Annotated in this window: 14 protein-coding genes and 1 pseudogene; 6 read left to right on the top strand and 9 right to left on the bottom strand. The window is 63.5% G+C overall.

Annotation, left to right across the window (positions count from 1 at the left end; all coding sequences use genetic code 11):
* Positions 1–14: 14 nt before the first annotated feature.
* From AC1DKV_RS26925 to AC1DKV_RS26900, 6 genes are read right to left on the bottom strand one after another with little or no spacing between them, the layout of a single operon-like run.
* Entirely contained in the window at positions 15–650 is a 636-nt protein-coding gene (locus tag AC1DKV_RS26925; RefSeq protein WP_441619517.1) for a glutathione S-transferase family protein, read from the bottom strand.
* Positions 647–2,302 carry a class I adenylate-forming enzyme family protein gene (locus tag AC1DKV_RS26920; protein ID WP_441619519.1) on the bottom strand — a complete coding sequence of 552 codons (1,656 nt, stop codon included), beginning with the start codon at positions 2,300–2,302 and terminating at the stop codon, positions 647–649. Before AC1DKV_RS26920 ends, AC1DKV_RS26925 begins: the two co-directional genes overlap by 4 nt.
* A gap of 52 nt (positions 2,303–2,354) precedes the next feature.
* Positions 2,355–3,341 (bottom strand): Bug family tripartite tricarboxylate transporter substrate binding protein, encoded by a 987-nt coding sequence (locus AC1DKV_RS26915; RefSeq protein WP_441619521.1) that lies wholly within the window; start codon positions 3,339–3,341, stop codon positions 2,355–2,357.
* Complete coding sequence (locus tag AC1DKV_RS26910) at positions 3,338–4,918, bottom strand: AMP-binding protein (protein ID WP_441619522.1); 1,581 nt, start codon at positions 4,916–4,918, stop codon at positions 3,338–3,340. The genes AC1DKV_RS26915 and AC1DKV_RS26910 overlap by 4 nt, the downstream gene beginning before the upstream one ends.
* A 10-nt stretch (positions 4,919–4,928) precedes the next feature.
* Entirely contained in the window at positions 4,929–5,657 is a 729-nt protein-coding gene (locus AC1DKV_RS26905) for an SDR family oxidoreductase (RefSeq protein WP_441619524.1), read from the bottom strand.
* 40 nt (positions 5,658–5,697) lie between these two features.
* Positions 5,698–6,315, bottom strand: a complete 618-nt coding sequence (locus AC1DKV_RS26900) for a 2-hydroxychromene-2-carboxylate isomerase (protein ID WP_441619526.1) — start codon at positions 6,313–6,315, stop codon at positions 5,698–5,700.
* Positions 6,316–6,659: 344 nt separating this feature from the next.
* Between AC1DKV_RS26900 and AC1DKV_RS26895 the strand changes: the two genes are divergently transcribed.
* Positions 6,660–8,456, top strand: coding sequence for an acyl-CoA dehydrogenase C-terminal domain-containing protein (locus tag AC1DKV_RS26895; protein WP_441619527.1), 1,797 nt, complete (start codon positions 6,660–6,662; stop codon positions 8,454–8,456).
* A gap of 59 nt (positions 8,457–8,515) precedes the next feature.
* Here AC1DKV_RS26895 and AC1DKV_RS26890 read toward each other — a convergent pair whose 3' ends face one another.
* Entirely contained in the window at positions 8,516–9,700 is a 1,185-nt protein-coding gene (locus AC1DKV_RS26890) for an acetyl-CoA C-acyltransferase (RefSeq protein WP_441619528.1), read from the bottom strand.
* Positions 9,701–9,857: 157 nt separating this feature from the next.
* On the opposite strand from AC1DKV_RS26890, the gene AC1DKV_RS26885 reads away from it, so the two are divergent.
* Complete coding sequence (locus tag AC1DKV_RS26885; protein WP_441619530.1) at positions 9,858–10,454, top strand: flavin reductase family protein; 597 nt, start codon at positions 9,858–9,860, stop codon at positions 10,452–10,454.
* Between the two features lie 195 nt (positions 10,455–10,649).
* On the opposite strand, the gene AC1DKV_RS26880 is transcribed toward AC1DKV_RS26885, so the two are convergent.
* Positions 10,650–11,288, bottom strand: coding sequence for an FMN-binding negative transcriptional regulator (locus tag AC1DKV_RS26880; RefSeq protein ID WP_441619532.1), 639 nt, complete (start codon positions 11,286–11,288; stop codon positions 10,650–10,652).
* Positions 11,289–11,411: 123 nt separating this feature from the next.
* Here AC1DKV_RS26880 and pdxR point away from each other — a divergent pair, with 123 nt between their 5' ends.
* The 4 genes from pdxR to AC1DKV_RS26860 all read left to right on the top strand — a co-directional run bounded on the left by pdxR (position 11,412) and on the right by AC1DKV_RS26860 (position 14,685).
* Complete coding sequence (gene pdxR / locus AC1DKV_RS26875; RefSeq protein ID WP_441619534.1) at positions 11,412–12,899, top strand: MocR-like pyridoxine biosynthesis transcription factor PdxR; 1,488 nt, start codon at positions 11,412–11,414, stop codon at positions 12,897–12,899.
* Positions 12,900–13,101: 202 nt separating this feature from the next.
* Positions 13,102–13,323 (top strand): DUF2188 domain-containing protein, encoded by a 222-nt coding sequence (locus AC1DKV_RS26870; RefSeq protein ID WP_441619536.1) that lies wholly within the window; start codon positions 13,102–13,104, stop codon positions 13,321–13,323.
* Positions 13,320–14,156, top strand: a complete 837-nt coding sequence (locus tag AC1DKV_RS26865; RefSeq protein WP_441619538.1) for a PTS sugar transporter subunit IIA — start codon at positions 13,320–13,322, stop codon at positions 14,154–14,156. The genes AC1DKV_RS26870 and AC1DKV_RS26865 overlap by 4 nt, the downstream gene beginning before the upstream one ends.
* Before the next feature lie 145 nt (positions 14,157–14,301).
* Positions 14,302–14,685: a DUF6697 family protein gene (locus AC1DKV_RS26860; RefSeq protein WP_441619540.1), complete on the top strand. Its 384-nt coding sequence runs from the start codon at positions 14,302–14,304 to the stop codon at positions 14,683–14,685.
* 351 nt (positions 14,686–15,036) lie between these two features.
* Here AC1DKV_RS26860 and AC1DKV_RS26855 read toward each other — a convergent pair.
* Positions 15,037–15,193 (bottom strand): annotated as a pseudogene (locus AC1DKV_RS26855) (epoxide hydrolase); the annotation flags it as partial.
* Positions 15,194–15,205 lie beyond the last annotated feature (12 nt).

Raw genomic sequence — 15,205 nt, 5'->3', positions numbered from 1 at the left:
CGGCCCAAGGTTTGCTATGCTGCCTCGTTTTCCGCGCTGGATTCGGCAAGCTGCGCCCGCTGGTATCCGGCCCTGGCCCGCAGGCGTTCGTAGTAGCGTGCGACGGCCACCGGAAACTCATTCTCCAGGCCGTTCATGGCCGCGAACTGCAGCGCGTAGCCAATCGATATATCCGCAGCTGTGAAGCGATCCCCGCAGATGTATTCCCCCTCGCCTACGATTGCCTCGACACCGCGCAATCTCCCCAGGAAAAACCGCTTGTAGTCGGTCGCCGCCTGCGGCAGCTTGCGCGCATCCGGCTCGAGGCGGGAGTAGCGCATGAAGACGGCCAGGGGAAATGTGAGGGTGGCTTCCCCGAAGCTCAGGAAGTTGAGGTAGCGGGCGTACGCAGCGTCGCCAGGCCGGATGCCAAGCCGGTCCGGCGCATAGACGTCGGCCAGGTACTGGCAGATCGCGCTCGACTCGGTCATCCTGACGGCCCCGTCGATAAAGAGCGGGACTGTCCCGAGCGGGTTGACCGTCAGGTACTCCCTGGCCCGGACGCGCGGCGGGAACGGAAGCAGGTGAAGCGCGTAGGGAATCTGGAGCTCTTCAAGCATCCATAGCGGCCGGAACGACCGCGACCTCGCACAGTGATAGAGCTCCCTCATTCCCGGCGCTCCTCGCTTTCAAATGCCGTGCGCGGCGCGCCCTGGCCCGCTTGCCCGACGCCGCCTGATGCAGCCCATTCCCGCAATGTCGCCTTGGCAAGCTTGCCGATGCCGATACGGGGTAGCTTCGCCACCACGTGGATTTCCTTCGGAATCTTGAAGCGGGCGATGTTGCGCGAACAGTGCTCGAGAATCGTGCCGGGCAGCGCCTGCGCCTGGTCGTCCGACAGCCCGGCCGCCTGCCCGACAAACGCCACCACGTATTCACCCTGCATCTCGCTCGCCTTGCCGACGACTGCCACCTCGCGTACACCGGGGACTTTCAGGATGACTGCTTCGACCTCGGCGGCCGACACGTTCTCGCCGCGCACCTTGATCACATCCTTGACGCGATCGGTGAACTCGAACCATCCTTCCTCCTTGAGGCGGACACGGTCGCCGGTGATCAGGAAGCCCTGATCATCGAAGGATGCATCGGTCGCCGCGACATCGCCATCGTATTCCCGGAAGATCGACAGCCCGCGCACCCCCTTCACCAGCAGGTTGCCCGCTTCGCCAGGACGGACCGGAGAACCATTGTCATCGACAACCTTGACGCCGCAGAAAAGGCTCGGGCGTCCGATGCCTCCCGTGAGCGCCCCCTGCTCCGGCCGGGAGACCAGCACCTGGATCAGCACCTCCGTCATCCCCCAGCCGGCAACCATGTCGACGCCATAGTGGGCCATCGCTGCACGGTCGTGCGTGGAAGTCACCCAGCGGCGGAATGCGTGGTCAGGAACCGGCTCGGCCCGCAGGGCCGCCAGCGTGAAGTGAACGTGCGAGCCGACGGTCGCCCGGTGTTTCATCGCCACGGGCCAGTATCGGCTGCGGGAGAAGCCGGGCTGGAGAACGATGGTCCCGCCTGCCCACATGGTCGAGAAGAAGCACCACGAGAGGCCCACGACATGGAACAGCGGGAGAAAGAGCAAGTGGATATCGTCCTCCCGGATTTCCTGCTGCCGGCAATTTGCTTCCGCCGCCCAGAGCACATTGGCATGCGTCCACATGACCCCCTTGGGCCGGGAGGTCGACCCGGTGGTAAACATCACCGATGCCGGCGCGAGAGGGTCCGCGATGCGTTGCGGAAGCGGCTCGCCGATTAGCGAGGAAAAGGGCACCATTCGATCCGTCTCTGCGCGCGAGTGCGAATCTGCCGGCCCCTCATCGACAACGGCAATCCATGACAGGCCCGGGCAGTGCTCCGCGAACATGTCCGCGAACTTAGGCTGCGTGACCGCGCAAACGGCCCCTGAGGACTGCGCAAAGTACGCCACCTCCGGACCGGCCGCGAGCGGGTTTGTCGCCACACATACGGCGCCCGACCAGGCGCAGGCAAAGCGCATCAGTATCGTCTCAGGGCAATTCTCCATATGGACGATCACCCTGTCTCCCGGCTTCACCCCACGCGATGCGAGACCGCCGGCGAGCTTCCGGACGAGGTCGAGAAACGCCTCATACGTATAGGTGCGCCCCTCTGCGTCCATTGGCTCCCAGACCAGGAACGGATGGGCGCCGCGGCGACGAGCGAGTTCGACGAGCCACGATGCGATGTCGCAGCCTTCATAGGGATTCGCCAGATCCATGCCCGGCTGCCCAACTGCCAATGACGTCATGTTGCCTTCCTCTTCCTTGTGCTTCCTGTGCGTGTTGAGAGTGGAGCAGACCTTAATCGAGCGAGGCGCCGGAGTCTTTCACGACGCTCTCCCATACCGGAAGCTCGCGCTGATAGAGCGCCGCGAATTCCGCCGGCCCCGCGTAGTTCACGTTAAAGCCCAGTTCGCTGATACGCTTCTTGACCTCCGGACGATTGGCAGCCAGCTGGAACTCGTCCGCCAGGCGCTGGACGATCTCCTTGGGCGTGCCGGCAGGCGCGGCAATCGCGGACCAGCCGACCGTCTTGAACAGCTTTTCATCGAAGCCCTGCTCCGCCAGCGTCGGCACATTGGGCAAGCTCGGAAGCCGGCTGGTGCCGGTCACGCCGATCGCCTTTACCTTGTTGGTGAGGAGAAAGACGCTGGCCTGCAACGCAGTGGCGAAGCCGAGTTGCACATTGCCGGCGGCAAGATCCTGCACCATCGGCACTTCGCCACGATAGGAGGCATGCACCATCTGCGCGCCGGTCACTTCGTTGAGCTTGCTGCCGCTCAGATGGCCGACGGTTCCGACACCCCAGGAGCCATAGGACAGCTTGCCCTGATTCGCCTTCAGGTAGGCGCGCAACTCCCTGGCGTCCTTGACGGGTACCTTCTGGTTCACCAACAGCACAAGCGGAGAGTCGGCGATCTTCGCCACCAGAACAAGGTCGCGCCGCGGGTTGTACGGAAGATTCTTGTACAGGAACTGATTGACCAGCAATTGCGAACTCTGGGAGACGGACAGCGTATAGCCATCCGGAGCGGCCTTCGCTACGGCATCCACGCCGACGATGCCGGCCGCGCCCGTCCGGTTGTCCACGATGACCGGCTGGCCCAGGCGCGAGGACATGCCATGCGCCAGCTCCCGCGCCATCGAATCCAGCGCGCCGCCCGCCGAGAACGGCGCAACGAGCCGGATGGGCTTGCTGGGATACTTCTCGGCAGCGGCCAGCAGGGGCGTGGCAAGGAGTCCAAAGACTGCGACGCCCAGGCCGCCGATGCATAACTTCCTGATCATTTCCTGTCTCCATCGTGTATTTCGGAAAAGTGGGTGTGCGGCCGGGCCGGTTGCAACGATGCGAGCACCGATTCCCGAAGCGCCTTCTTCTGCAATTTCCCCGTCGGCAGACGCGGGAAGTCCAGGACGAAGGAGAACGACTTCGGCATCCGGACCGGACCTAGCGTCTCCCGGCAGATCGCCCTGAGTTCGGCGGAGAGCGTCTCAGGCGCAGCAGGCGAGCGCTCGACGTGGACCACCGCATGGACGGACTCGCCGAACTCCTCATCGGGAACGCCAAAGACCGCTGCATCCAGGACACGCTTGTCTGAGAGCAGGGCTGCCTCGATCTCCTGGGGATAGATGTTCACGCCGCCCGAGATGATGGTGAAATCCCGGCGATCCGACAGGTACAGGTAGCCCTCTTCGTCGAGATGCCCGATGTCTCCGTAGGTCCACCACCCTTGCTTGCTGCGGCTGGACGTGGTCTTGTCGGCGTCGTTCCAGTAGGCGAAGCTGGAGCGGTTCTCGAAGAACACCGTCCCTGTCGTGCCAGCCGGCACTTCGTCGTCGTCGAGGTCCAGAATATGAATGACCCCGTCCGTCGCCCTGCCGACGGAGCCCTTGTGTTCCAGCCATTCATGCGAACTGATGGAGCAGGCGCCGATGCCTTCCGTTCCCGAGTAATACTCCTCGAGGATCGGCCCCCACCACGCGATCATCGCCGTCTTGACGTCCACCTGGCATGGCGCGGCGCCGTGACGCGCGACGCGATGACTGGACAGGTCAAAGCGGCTGCGCGCGTCGGCATCCAGCCTCAGCAGGCGATGGAACATCGTGGGCACCCATACGCTGTGCGTAACGCGGAATGTCTCGATCGCGTGCAGAGCGGCAAGCGGGTCGAAACGCTCCATCACGACCGCGGTGCCGCCCAGCGCCAGCGTCGCCGATACGGCCCGGTGCGGCGCCGCATGATAGAGCGGCGACGTGCAGAGATGAACCATGGAGGCGTCGGCGCCCGGCCGCCGCGCGAATGGCACGTCGCGCGGATCCATCGCGTCGAAGGGAATCGGCGGAATCGGCTTGCGCACGCCTTTCGGCCGTCCCGTCGATCCGGACGAATACATCATCTCCCTGCCGCGCGCGGGATCGGCGATGGGCGCGACGGGACTATCCCGCAGCGCATCCTCCAGCCGCAGGAAGCCCGGGATGTCGCCGCCCAGTGCGAGGCAGGGAATGGCGTCGAAGTCGGACGCGGCCAGGCTTTCGCTGCCGACGGCAGTCACCGAGACCACCACCATGCGCGCGTCGCAATCCCGCGCAATGTAGCGAAGGTCCGCCGCGCTCAACCTGGTCGATGCCGGGGTAAAGATGACGCCAGCCCGCTGGCAACCCCACGCGAGGTAGAGGAATTCCGGGCAGTTGTCCACGGCGAAGAGCACGGCGTCGCCATTCCTGATGCCTGCCTGGCGCAGGAGATTGGCGACGCGATTGGACCCCTCATCCAGTTCCAGATAGCCAAGCTCACGCCCACCGGGAATGAACACGGCGGCAAGCTTGCCCGGCGTCGTCCGCGCGAAGTGCGATGGGTGCGACATGACAACTCCGTCACCAGGCCTCGATCCACGGACGCAGTTCGAGCTCGTGCGTCCACGCATCCTTCGGTTGCTGGTGCAGCATCCAGTAGGTATCTGCGATGTGGTCGGGATTGACGATGCCTTCCTGCTCCTTCAGCGCATAGCGTTCCGGGAACGACTCGCGAATGAACTCGGTGTCGATGGCACCGTCGATGATCAGGTGCGCAACGTGAACGCCCTTGGGACCGAGCTCCTTGGCCATCGACTGTGCCAGTGCACGCAATGCGTGCTTCGCGCCGCTGAACGCGGCATAGCCCGCCCTGCCTCGCAGGCTGGCCGTCGCACCGGTGAAGAAGATCGAACCGCGCTTCCTCGGCAGCATCACGCGGGCCGTCTCGCGCCCCATGAGGAACCCGCCGAAGCACGCCATCTCCCACACCTTGTGGTAGACGCGTGCGGTCGTTTCCAGGATGTCGAAACGCACGTTGGCGCCGATGTTGAACACCGCGACTTCGATCGGCGCGATCCTGGATTCGATTTCCTGGATGAGCGCAACCATCTGTGCTTCGTCGCGCGCGTCCGAGCCGAAGGCATGGGCTACCCCGCCCTCTGCCTCGATCTGTGCGACCAGCGGCGCCAGCTTGTCCGCGTTGCGCCGTGTCACGCACGCGATATATCCCTCACGCGCAAATCGTCGTGCGATCGCGCCACCGGTTGCGTCGCCAGCGCCGATGACAAGCACGGCCTTTTTCTCGTTCATGAATTGCTTCCCTAGTAGTCGTGTCCGACGGTGCCGGCAGTTAGCCGGCCTTGACCCGATCGATTTCCTCTTCGACCTCTCGCAGCCGATCCTTGCCGAAGAAGATCTCGTCATTGACGAAGAACGTGGGCGAACCGAAGGCGCCACGCTCGAATGCCCGCTGGGTGTTGGCCAGGAGCACTTCCTTGACGTCCGCGTCCTGGATCCTTGCCAGCGTCCTGGCGCCATTCAGTCCTGCCTGGTCCAGCGCCTCCCGAATAACGTCGGGGTCGTCCATCTTCTTTCCCTGTTCCCACATGGCGACGAAAACCGCTTCCACATAGGCGTCGAAGTTGCCGTCCAGCTGGGCGGCCACAGCGCCGCGCATGATCTGGATCGTGTTGACGGGAAAGTGCGGGTTGTAACGGTAGGCCGTGATCCCGTGGCGCTTCACGAAGCGCTCGGTCTCGAGCTGGGCGTATTCCTGCTTGTTCCTGATGCCCGCGAACGCTTCGGACGGCGCGCGATTGCCAGTGAGGCGAAACAGCCCGCCAAGGAGAATGGGGATGTACTCGAAGCGGGCGCCCGTACGGTCTTCGATCGCCGGAATGACGCGATGGCTGAGGTAGGCGTTGGGACTACCGAAATCGAATAGGAAATGGGCACGCAATGCGGCCATGGCTTGTCTCCTGGATCAATGTGCCTGGCTTTCGACACCGATGCGCAGATGCGCGGATGTTCGCCAGATCGGCCTGCTCCGGCATGGCGCCGCCATCTCTGCTGACGCCGTCCGGGAATGAATGGATCCTATACTACCACCGTTAAGATCGCAAGCGAGTCGCGGTGCGCACTGCTCGTATCCACAGGCCCCGTGCATCTTCCGCGACTTGCCTGGCAATGCGGTATTTCCGCGCCAATCGCGTCGAAACTCTGCTGCCATTGTCCGCTGACGTCCCGCAGATTTTTATATTACCATCGTTAACATTGATGCCATATCCAACCATGTCTGAAGGATGAACCCGCATGCCCGCCTATGAAGCCCCCCTGGCCGAGTTCCGCTTCCTGCTGCAGGAAGTTCTCGCCTACGAAAAGCGCCTTGCCGTGCTGCCCGGCTGCGAAGACGCAACCATGGACCTGGTCCTCCCGATCCTGGAAAGCGCCGGTGTGTTCGCGCGCGATGTGCTGTTGCCGATCAACGGTACGGGCGATGACGAAGGCTGCACGCGCCAGGACGGCACGGTGCGCACCCCTTCCGGCTATGCGCGGGCGTACGCCGTCTATCGGGATGCCGGCTGGACGACGCTGGCGGCGGATCCGGCCTACGGTGGGCAGGGACTGCCCGTCACGCTGGCAACCATGGTGCGGGAAATCGTCGGTGCCGGCTCGATGGCGTTCGGCATGTATGCGGGCTTGTCGCAGGGGGCGTACCGCGCACTGCTGGCCCACGGCACGGACGAACTGCGCGAGCAACTCCTGCCCATGCTGGTGAGCGGACGCTGGACGGGAACCATGTGCCTCACCGAGGCAGGCAGCGGCTCCGACCTCTCCAGGCTACAGACTCGTGCCGCCCCTGTCGGCGACGGCACCTACCGTATCAACGGCAGCAAGATCTTCATTTCCGGTGGCGATCACGACCTCGCGGAGAACATCCTGCACCTCGTGCTTGCCCGGCTGCCGGACGCCCCGGCAGGCACCCGGGGAATCAGCCTGTTTCTTGTCCCCAAGACGCTCCCCCGCCGGGACGGGACGCCGCTGCCGGCATTGAGCGACAACCATGTGTCATGCACAGCCATCGAGCACAAGATGGGCATCCGTGCATCGGCCACGGCAGCACTGGCGTTCGATGATTCGCTGGGCTGGCTGGTAGGCGAGCCCAACGGCGGCCTGATGGCGATGTTCACGATGATGAACTCCTCGCGCATCGGCGTGGCCGTACAGAGCATCGGCGCGGCGGAACTGTCTCTCCAGAATGCCCGGGCCTATGCCCTGGACCGCCGCCAGGGCTACGCCCCGGGCTCCGGACGCACTGCGAACGACGGGCCGGACCTCATCGTCCGTCATCCCGACGTCCGCAAGAACCTGTTGACGATGAAGGCACTGACCGAAGGCGCTCGCGCGCTATACCTCGACGCGGCCATTGATCTGGACGTCCGCAATCGCCATCCCGACCCTGTCGAGCGCACGCGCGCCGAGAACCGGCTCGCGCTTCTGACCCCGGTGATCAAGAGCTTCCTCAGCGACAGCGCGGTGGAGGTCACCCGGCTTGGCATCACCATCTTCGGCGGGCATGGCTACATCCATGAAAATGGCATGGAACAGCTCTTGCGCGACGCGCAGATCGTCCCGCTCTATGAGGGGGCGAATGGCATCCAGGCGCTCGATCTGGTGCACCGCAAGCTGTCGCTGGCCGATGGCAGCGTGGTTGCGGACTGGCTGGAAGCGGCCAGCGCCCTGGCCCGTGGCCACGCGGACGAGCCCGAGCTGGCAACGCTGTGCGAGGCCCTCGACATGGCAACCAGCCACCTGCGGGACGCGACGCTGCTCATGCAACAGCGCGCGCGTGACGACGCGCGGGCCGCCGCGGGCGCGGCAAGCCACTATCTGCAGATGTTCGGCCTCGTCGCGCTCGGTGTGGCATGGTTGCGAATGGCTGCCGCGGCGCTCGCGCCCGACGGCGATGAATCTCCCGCCTTTTACGCCGGCAAGCTCAAGACGGCGCGATTCTATGGCGAGTACATGCTCGTGCAGACTGGCGCGCTGGGGCAAGCCATTCACGCGGACGTGTCAGTGCTGATGAACCACGCACTGGAAGAACTGTAGTTTGCCGAAGAGGTTCCGGCTGCCGTCGCGCAATGCGCCCCGGCAGCCGGGCGCCGGGATCAGTAGATCTCGAACAGCCCCGCGGCGCCCATGCCGCCGGCGATGCACATCGTTACGACGGCATACTTCACGCCACGACGCTTCCCCTCGATCAGCACGTGGCCGGCCAGCCGCGCGCCGGTCATGCCAAAGGGATGGCCGATGGAAATGGCGCCCCCATTGACGTTCAGCAGCTCATCGGGGATGCCCAGTTTGTCGCGGCAGTAGATCGACTGCGAAGCAAACGCTTCGTTGAGCTCCCACAGGCCGATATCCGCGATCTTGAGGCCGTGTCGTTTCAGGAGCTTCGGCACCGCGTAGACCGGCCCGATACCCATCTCGTCCGGCTCCAGCCCGGCCACCGCCATGCCCCGGAAAGCACCCAGCGGCGCAATGCCGGCGCGCGCGGCTTCTCCCGCCTCCATCATCACGCAGGCCGAAGCGCCGTCGGAGAGCTGCGAGGAATTGCCGGCCGTAATGAAATGCTCCTTGCCGCGGACCGGTTCGAGCTTTGCCAGGGCTTCGTAAGTGGTGCCCGGACGGTTGCAGTTGTCCGCGTCCGCCGTCACCTCGCGGTGCGTGACGGTACCGGTTTCCTTGTCGGTTACCGCCATGACCGTCGTGCACGGCACGATTTCGTCCAGGTACCGGCCTGCGGCCTGCGCCGCCGCCGTGCGCCGCTGGCTTTCGAGCGAAAACATGTCCTGCGCTTCCCGGCTGATGCCATAGCGTTTCGCAACGACATCCGCCGTTTCGATCATCGACATGTACAGGTCCGGCTTGTGCTCGGCAATCCAGCGATCCACGCCGTTTTCGCCGTCCTCGCGCGTGCGGATACGCGAAATGCTCTCCGCCCCGCCCGCGATCATCGCCGGAACACCTTCGCTCACGATGCGGCCCGCGGCAATGCTGATGGCATTCAGGCCCGAGGCGCAGAACCGGTTGATGGTCGAGCCGGCAATGCTGACAGGCAGCCCCGCACGGATCACAGTCTGCCGTGCCAGGTTACGGCCCGTGGTGCCTTCCGGGTAGCCGCATCCCAGGATCATGTCCTCGATCATCTCCGGATCGATGCCGGCACGGTCCACCGCCGCACGCACTGCGAACGAAGCCAGCGTGGGGCCATCGGTGATATTGAATGCGCCGCGCTGCGACTTGACGAGCGGCGTACGTGCTGTGGAGACGAAGACAGCTTCACGGGTCATGGCATGGGACCTTTAAAAGGGAGGTTGAGTTAAGTTGAGTCGAGTTGAGTCGAGGACGGCATCATCGATCCGACAGGCGACAGACAGAATCATCCTTGCCGTATCTTACCGTTGTTAATATACTCGAAAACACGGAACGGAACCGAAGGAGATGCGAATGGAACAGTCAGTCGGCGCGCTGAGCAAGGGCGAGATCTACAAGCTTCTGAATTGCATGATCGTTCCCCGACCGATCGCCTGGGTCACGACACGCTCGGAGGAAGGCCTGGTCAACCTCGCACCTTTCAGCACCTTCAACATCATCTGCTACAACCCGCCGCTGCTCGGCATCAACATGGCGTTCAAGGACGATGGGTCGCGCAAGGACTCCGCACGCAACGTGATCGCCAACGGCGAACTGGTGGTGCACATCGCCGACGACACTCAGGTCGACGCGCTCCACGCCAGCGCCTTCCCGCACCCATCGGACATCAGCGAAACGACCCTGCTCGGCCTGCCGCTTCTCCCCAGCGTGGACATCTCGGTGCCTCGCCTGCGCGACGCACCGCTCGCGCTCGAGTGCAGGCTGTCGCAAACCATCCGGTTCGGCCCCACCTCGGACTTCATCGTCGCCGCGCCGGTGCGCATCCACGCACGCGACGGCCTCATCCAGCAGAACAAGATCGATAGCAGGGAGCTTCGTCCGCTGTCCCGGCTGGCTGGCCCGGTCTATGGAACCATCGGCCCCGTGATCGTCCGGAATCCGGCTGGCTGAATGGCGCGGCGCACTGCCGCGCCCCACCTTTCACGCCTTCGGTTCGCGCGGCGGCCCGCGGTCCACGGGGCAGTTGCCCAACGCCGCGCTTATATTAACACCCAAAAGATTAAGGAGTATTGGCGTGAGCGTTCATCACGGCGCATCGGCGGCCGCGACCTGGGATCAGGAATTGCAGCGCTGCCGCTCGTCGTTCTAGTCCGGTTTCCCGGCAGCCTGCGCCAGCATCTCGTCGCCGGTCGGAGAGCTCCCGCGGGATTTCAGCGCCTCGGCAGCCCCTCGAATATCCCGCGTTTCCCTGTTCTGACTGAGCTTGCTTTTCCCCACAAGGCGCGTGATCTCGATCTGCACACCGACGATCGCCTTGAGCATGGCCTCCAGGTAATCTCTCGGCGCATCTCCCATCTTCCATGGCTTCGGTTGCGATGCCTCGTGCGTGCGCGTCAGGCGACCGACCACACCACGCAGGTAGCGCTCATCGTCGAGAATCGTGATGCGTCCGTGCGCGTGGACGACCATGTAGTTCCAGGTCGGCACCCGCTCGTGAGACTCGTGCTTGCCCGGATACCAGTTTGGCGAGATATAGGCGTCGCCCGCATGAAAGACCGCAAGCACCTCATCGCCGTTTGCAACGCTCTGCCATACCGGATTGGCCCGCGCTACATGCGCACGCAGTGTCCCCAGTTCGCCCTCCCCTGTTACGAGCTCGAACGGAATATGGTTGGCGTCGAGTCCGCCGTCGCCATGCGTGATCAGCGTGCCAAATGGATGCTGGGTGATGCGAGCGTGTAGCACTTCCTTGCGTGTCTCGGCGAAATGGGCGGGAACGTACATGTGGATGTCTCCAGAAGGGGCGTGAACGGGGTGACCGGCTGCAGACCGCGACCGTTCCCAGTCTGCTCGAATAGTGGTTTATTCTTAAGATCCAGTTTGGTGGATTTTTTGTGAACCAGAATCATGGCAAGAACTGCACGAGTCGCGGAAATGCCCTCATTCGGCGTGCTTGACCGCACGGCGGGCAATCTGAGCCGCCAGGTGGCGGAGGCGTTACGAGAAGCCGTGCGCAGGGGCGATATCAGGGCGGGCGATGCGTTGCCTTCCACGCGCTCGCTCGCGGATTCGCTTCGGGTTGCGCGGGGCACGGTGATCGAGGCCTACGAGCAGTTGGTCGCCGAGGGCTTTCTCGAATCAAAAGCTGGCGCGGGGACCAGCGTCGCGCATGGCGTGGCCGAGCAGCAGCCTGCCCGCGAAGCCCGCGCGGTTTCCAGCCTCACGGTCGAGCCAGATATGCCTGCGCGCGCGCGCCCATTCGCGCAGATCGCGCAGGAGTTCCGGGCGCTGGCACCGGCTCCGTTCGCCATCTCGGTGCCGATCGGCTTGACCGCGCCCGCCGACATATGGCGCCGCCTTGGCAACCGGCTGCGCGCAAGAGGCCCGGGTGCGCCCACCGGATATGCCGATCCTCTTGGCGCGCTACCGCTACGCGAAGCAATTGCCGGCTACGTCCGCAAGTCACGCTCGGTGCGTTGTGAAGCGGACCAGGTCATCGTGACGAGCGGAACCCAGCAGGGACTGTTTCTCGCAAGCCAGGTCCTGCTGGGGCCGCATGACCAGGCCTGGGTGGAGAACCCCGCATACCGCGGCGTAACGGCAATATTCGAAAGCATGGGCCGTCGTGAAGACATGGTCCGGGTGCCGGTTGACGCCGAAGGTCTCGATGTCGAAGCTGGCATGCGCATGGCGCCACGCGCACGCGTGGCATTTGTCACGCCTTCGCATCAGTATCCGCTTGGCATGCCCCTGAGCATGGCCCGGCGCACCGCCTTGCTGGCGTGGGCAAGCGCCAGCAAGGCCTGGGTGATCGAGGACGACTATGACAGCGAACTGCGGTATCAAGGCTATCCGTTCCCCGCGCTTCAGGGACTGGACCCAGACCGCGTGGTCTATCTGGGCACCTTCAGCAAGATTCTGTTTCCATCATTGCGGTTGGGCTATGCGATCGTCCCGCATAGCCTGGTGGATGCCTTCTGCGGTGCGCGTGTGCTCATCGACCGTCACCCACCCACCGCGGATCAACATGTGCTGGCCGCCTTCATGGCAGAGGGCCATCTGGATCGTCACATTCGCAAGGTTCGCAACGCGTATGCAGAGTATCGACTTCGGTTGATCGAGACACTCGAAACGCTACTCCCCCATGATCTCGCGTGGATCGAACCCGGCGATCAAGGCATGCACCTGGTACTTTGGCTTGCCAGTGGCATGGACGACCGCGCGGTGGCGCAACGGAGTGCCCAGGAGGGTGTCGTCGTCCGCGCAGTGTCGCCGATGTTCGCATCCGGGACCGGGCGCCCCGGCCTGATCCTTGGATTTGGTGGCTTCAGCATTTCGCAGATGAAGACAGCTGCTCAACGACTTGCCGCGGTCATTGTCGAAATGCCGAGATGAAAATCGTGAACGTGGCTTCTCTCGCAGGAAACGTCGCCGCAGCGGTAGTCACGCCGTGTCGTGGGGCTTTCCAAGGCAGCGCTTTCCCTTTACGTCATTTTGATGCGTTCACTGTGCCCTGATACGGCAACTTGATTTCCTTCCCTCTACCATTCAGTCACCGATCTGTTCCTTGGTAGTGAATATCCGGTTCTGGAGGTCTATGACGACACAGATTCAGGTTGTCCCGTATCGGGATGGCTGGGATGTGATCCATGAAGGCGCACGTTACGCCGACTCGCATCACGCAGATCGCGAGGCAGCCATCATGGCCGGGACGGTACTAGCCCGGGCCGAGGGCGCGACGCTGGTGACATATGATCGCGCCGCCCGGGAGTGTGCGCGGGTTGATTACGCCACACGGACAGTGGGAGTACCTGCATGACTTCATTGTCGCCCGAGCGACGACCTTTGCGCGAGCAGGCGGATGCACGCCACCCCCTGCCGTCGGTGCGTGCCGTGACGATGCACATCGTCGTCGATGTCCAGCACGCAGTGCCACTGCGCCAGGCCCTGACAAGAGACTGCATCGGGCAGTCCTGGACGATCAGCCTTTCCTTGCTGCCCGGGGGCTCGCGGATGCGCCTTTCCCTGACCCTGCCGCGGGTGGTCATCCCCGATGCCTTGCGGCGCATTCGCGACGTGGCACCGGGCGCTGAATTCAGTCACGCGGTGGAAATCCCGGAATCGCCGTCTGGTGCATGGATGGACCTGGTTCATGGGGCGCGTCCAAGGCAATGGCCCGGCGCTGACGATCTGCGACCTCGATCGCTCGGCGAAATGCTACGTGAAGCGCATGTGGCACTTGACCTGCACGCGTCTGACCAGTCTGAATTGTTTCGTCAGATCGGTGCGCTCGCCGCGCACCGTTTCGGCCTCGACGCAGAGGCTGTGACGGCGGGCCTGGCGGAACGGGAAGCGCTTGGCTCCACGGGGCTTGGTCAGGGTATCGCCGTCCCACACGGCCGCGTCCGAGGTCTTGCGCAAGCATTGGCATGCTACGTACGTACCCGGGAACCGATCGCGTTTCATGCGCCAGACGGCCGTGGCGTTGACAATCTGGTCTTCATCCTCTCGCCGGAATGGGATAACAACGCTCACCTGCACTTGCTGGCTAGCGTCGCACAGTACTTCTGCGACGCACGCTTCCGCGCGCTACTGAGAGACTGCCCTGACGCGGCTTCCGTCTGCCGGCTTTTTGGCAGCTACCGCTTCTGATATCTCGCCCTTGCGTGGCGGGCGAGAAAAGATACAGGCCGTTGATTCTCCACACCTCAGCTTCTTCGTGGCATTTATGCCAATCTCGATATCGTCTCTGTCCTGATGCTGCTTTTTCCAGCGCGCATCCGTTCGGAGATCATTTATGTTTGAAATTGGCAAGGAATACACCCGCGAACTTATCCATACGGTCTGTGGCGGTAGCAAGCAAGCATTTCTTCCTACAAAGAATGGCAAGGTAGTGGCCGTATGTCTGCGACAGGACCTCAATCCTCACGCCCCGGAGGCCATTCTTTGCAGCAGTGGCGCGGCGGCTCGCGCTGCCGGCAGGACGCTGGCAACGCAGCCGGAAGCCATCCCGGTATTTGTCAGGCGGGAGACCGACAAGTACCGTTATCTCGGCCACTTCACCGCGGCGGAGTCGCTGACGTCGCCACTGGCATGCGCGCCGTATGTCGTCAACAGTGGCTTTACGCTTGGGCAGATTTCCCGCGTCATCAAGCTAAAACCAGTGACCACCAAGAAATGAGGCACTTATGCCGAGGCAACAGACGGGGGCGGCAGCCCCCCATGAACGCGACGGCTGCACGCATGGCTTCCGGTATTACATCGCCGTGTCAGCCTGTCTTGTTGCAATCGGCATGCTCTACGTTCTTTGACCGGCGATCTCGTCGATCGTGTACTCGCCGAGCGTCTCGCGCATGCTGCCTTAGCCTCGAAAATTCATGAACACATCGTTGAGGGCGTCGCGAGACGACCAGGGTTCGATCGGCTCGAACGAGTGGGCGTCGCCAAACCAGACGTATAACAAGGACGGGGGGGTGGACCGTTCCCCACGCGATGAAAAGTATTGGGCATATCGACTCCGATGCGAATGGCATGCAGCGAAGTGCCCACCCTTGTCGACCCGGTTGTAGCGGATGAGCTTCGGATAGGCCCGCTCCGTCCGGCTGCGCGGCGCCGCATGGCTTTCGTCTGGGAATACGCTCGGCCACCGGAATCTCGAGGCTCTTGACGTCGAAGAACGCCAGCTTGCTTGCGGTGGGCGT

The organism is Cupriavidus sp. 05T41 (assembly GCF_056396525.1).
The sequence above is the reverse complement of the archived record's forward strand: the minus strand, read 5'-3'. Positions and strand labels throughout refer to the sequence as shown.

Excerpts from the sequence above, each read along its gene's own strand:
- AC1DKV_RS26925 (WP_441619517.1), bottom strand. The coding sequence starts at position 650 with ATGAGGGAGCTCTATCACTGTGCGAGGTCGCGGTCGTTCCGGCCGCTA.
- AC1DKV_RS26920 (WP_441619519.1), bottom strand. The coding sequence starts at position 2,302 with ATGACGTCATTGGCAGTTGGGCAGCCGGGCATGGATCTGGCGAATCCC.
- AC1DKV_RS26915 (WP_441619521.1), bottom strand. The coding sequence starts at position 3,341 with ATGATCAGGAAGTTATGCATCGGCGGCCTGGGCGTCGCAGTCTTTGGA.
- AC1DKV_RS26910 (WP_441619522.1), bottom strand. The coding sequence starts at position 4,918 with ATGTCGCACCCATCGCACTTCGCGCGGACGACGCCGGGCAAGCTTGCC.
- AC1DKV_RS26905 (WP_441619524.1), bottom strand. The coding sequence starts at position 5,657 with ATGAACGAGAAAAAGGCCGTGCTTGTCATCGGCGCTGGCGACGCAACC.
- AC1DKV_RS26900 (WP_441619526.1), bottom strand. The coding sequence starts at position 6,315 with ATGGCCGCATTGCGTGCCCATTTCCTATTCGATTTCGGTAGTCCCAAC.
- AC1DKV_RS26895 (WP_441619527.1), top strand. The coding sequence starts at position 6,660 with ATGCCCGCCTATGAAGCCCCCCTGGCCGAGTTCCGCTTCCTGCTGCAG.
- AC1DKV_RS26890 (WP_441619528.1), bottom strand. The coding sequence starts at position 9,700 with ATGACCCGTGAAGCTGTCTTCGTCTCCACAGCACGTACGCCGCTCGTC.
- AC1DKV_RS26885 (WP_441619530.1), top strand. The coding sequence starts at position 9,858 with ATGGAACAGTCAGTCGGCGCGCTGAGCAAGGGCGAGATCTACAAGCTT.
- AC1DKV_RS26880 (WP_441619532.1), bottom strand. The coding sequence starts at position 11,288 with ATGTACGTTCCCGCCCATTTCGCCGAGACACGCAAGGAAGTGCTACAC.
- pdxR (WP_441619534.1), top strand. The coding sequence starts at position 11,412 with ATGGCAAGAACTGCACGAGTCGCGGAAATGCCCTCATTCGGCGTGCTT.
- AC1DKV_RS26870 (WP_441619536.1), top strand. The coding sequence starts at position 13,102 with ATGACGACACAGATTCAGGTTGTCCCGTATCGGGATGGCTGGGATGTG.
- AC1DKV_RS26865 (WP_441619538.1), top strand. The coding sequence starts at position 13,320 with ATGACTTCATTGTCGCCCGAGCGACGACCTTTGCGCGAGCAGGCGGAT.
- AC1DKV_RS26860 (WP_441619540.1), top strand. The coding sequence starts at position 14,302 with ATGTTTGAAATTGGCAAGGAATACACCCGCGAACTTATCCATACGGTC.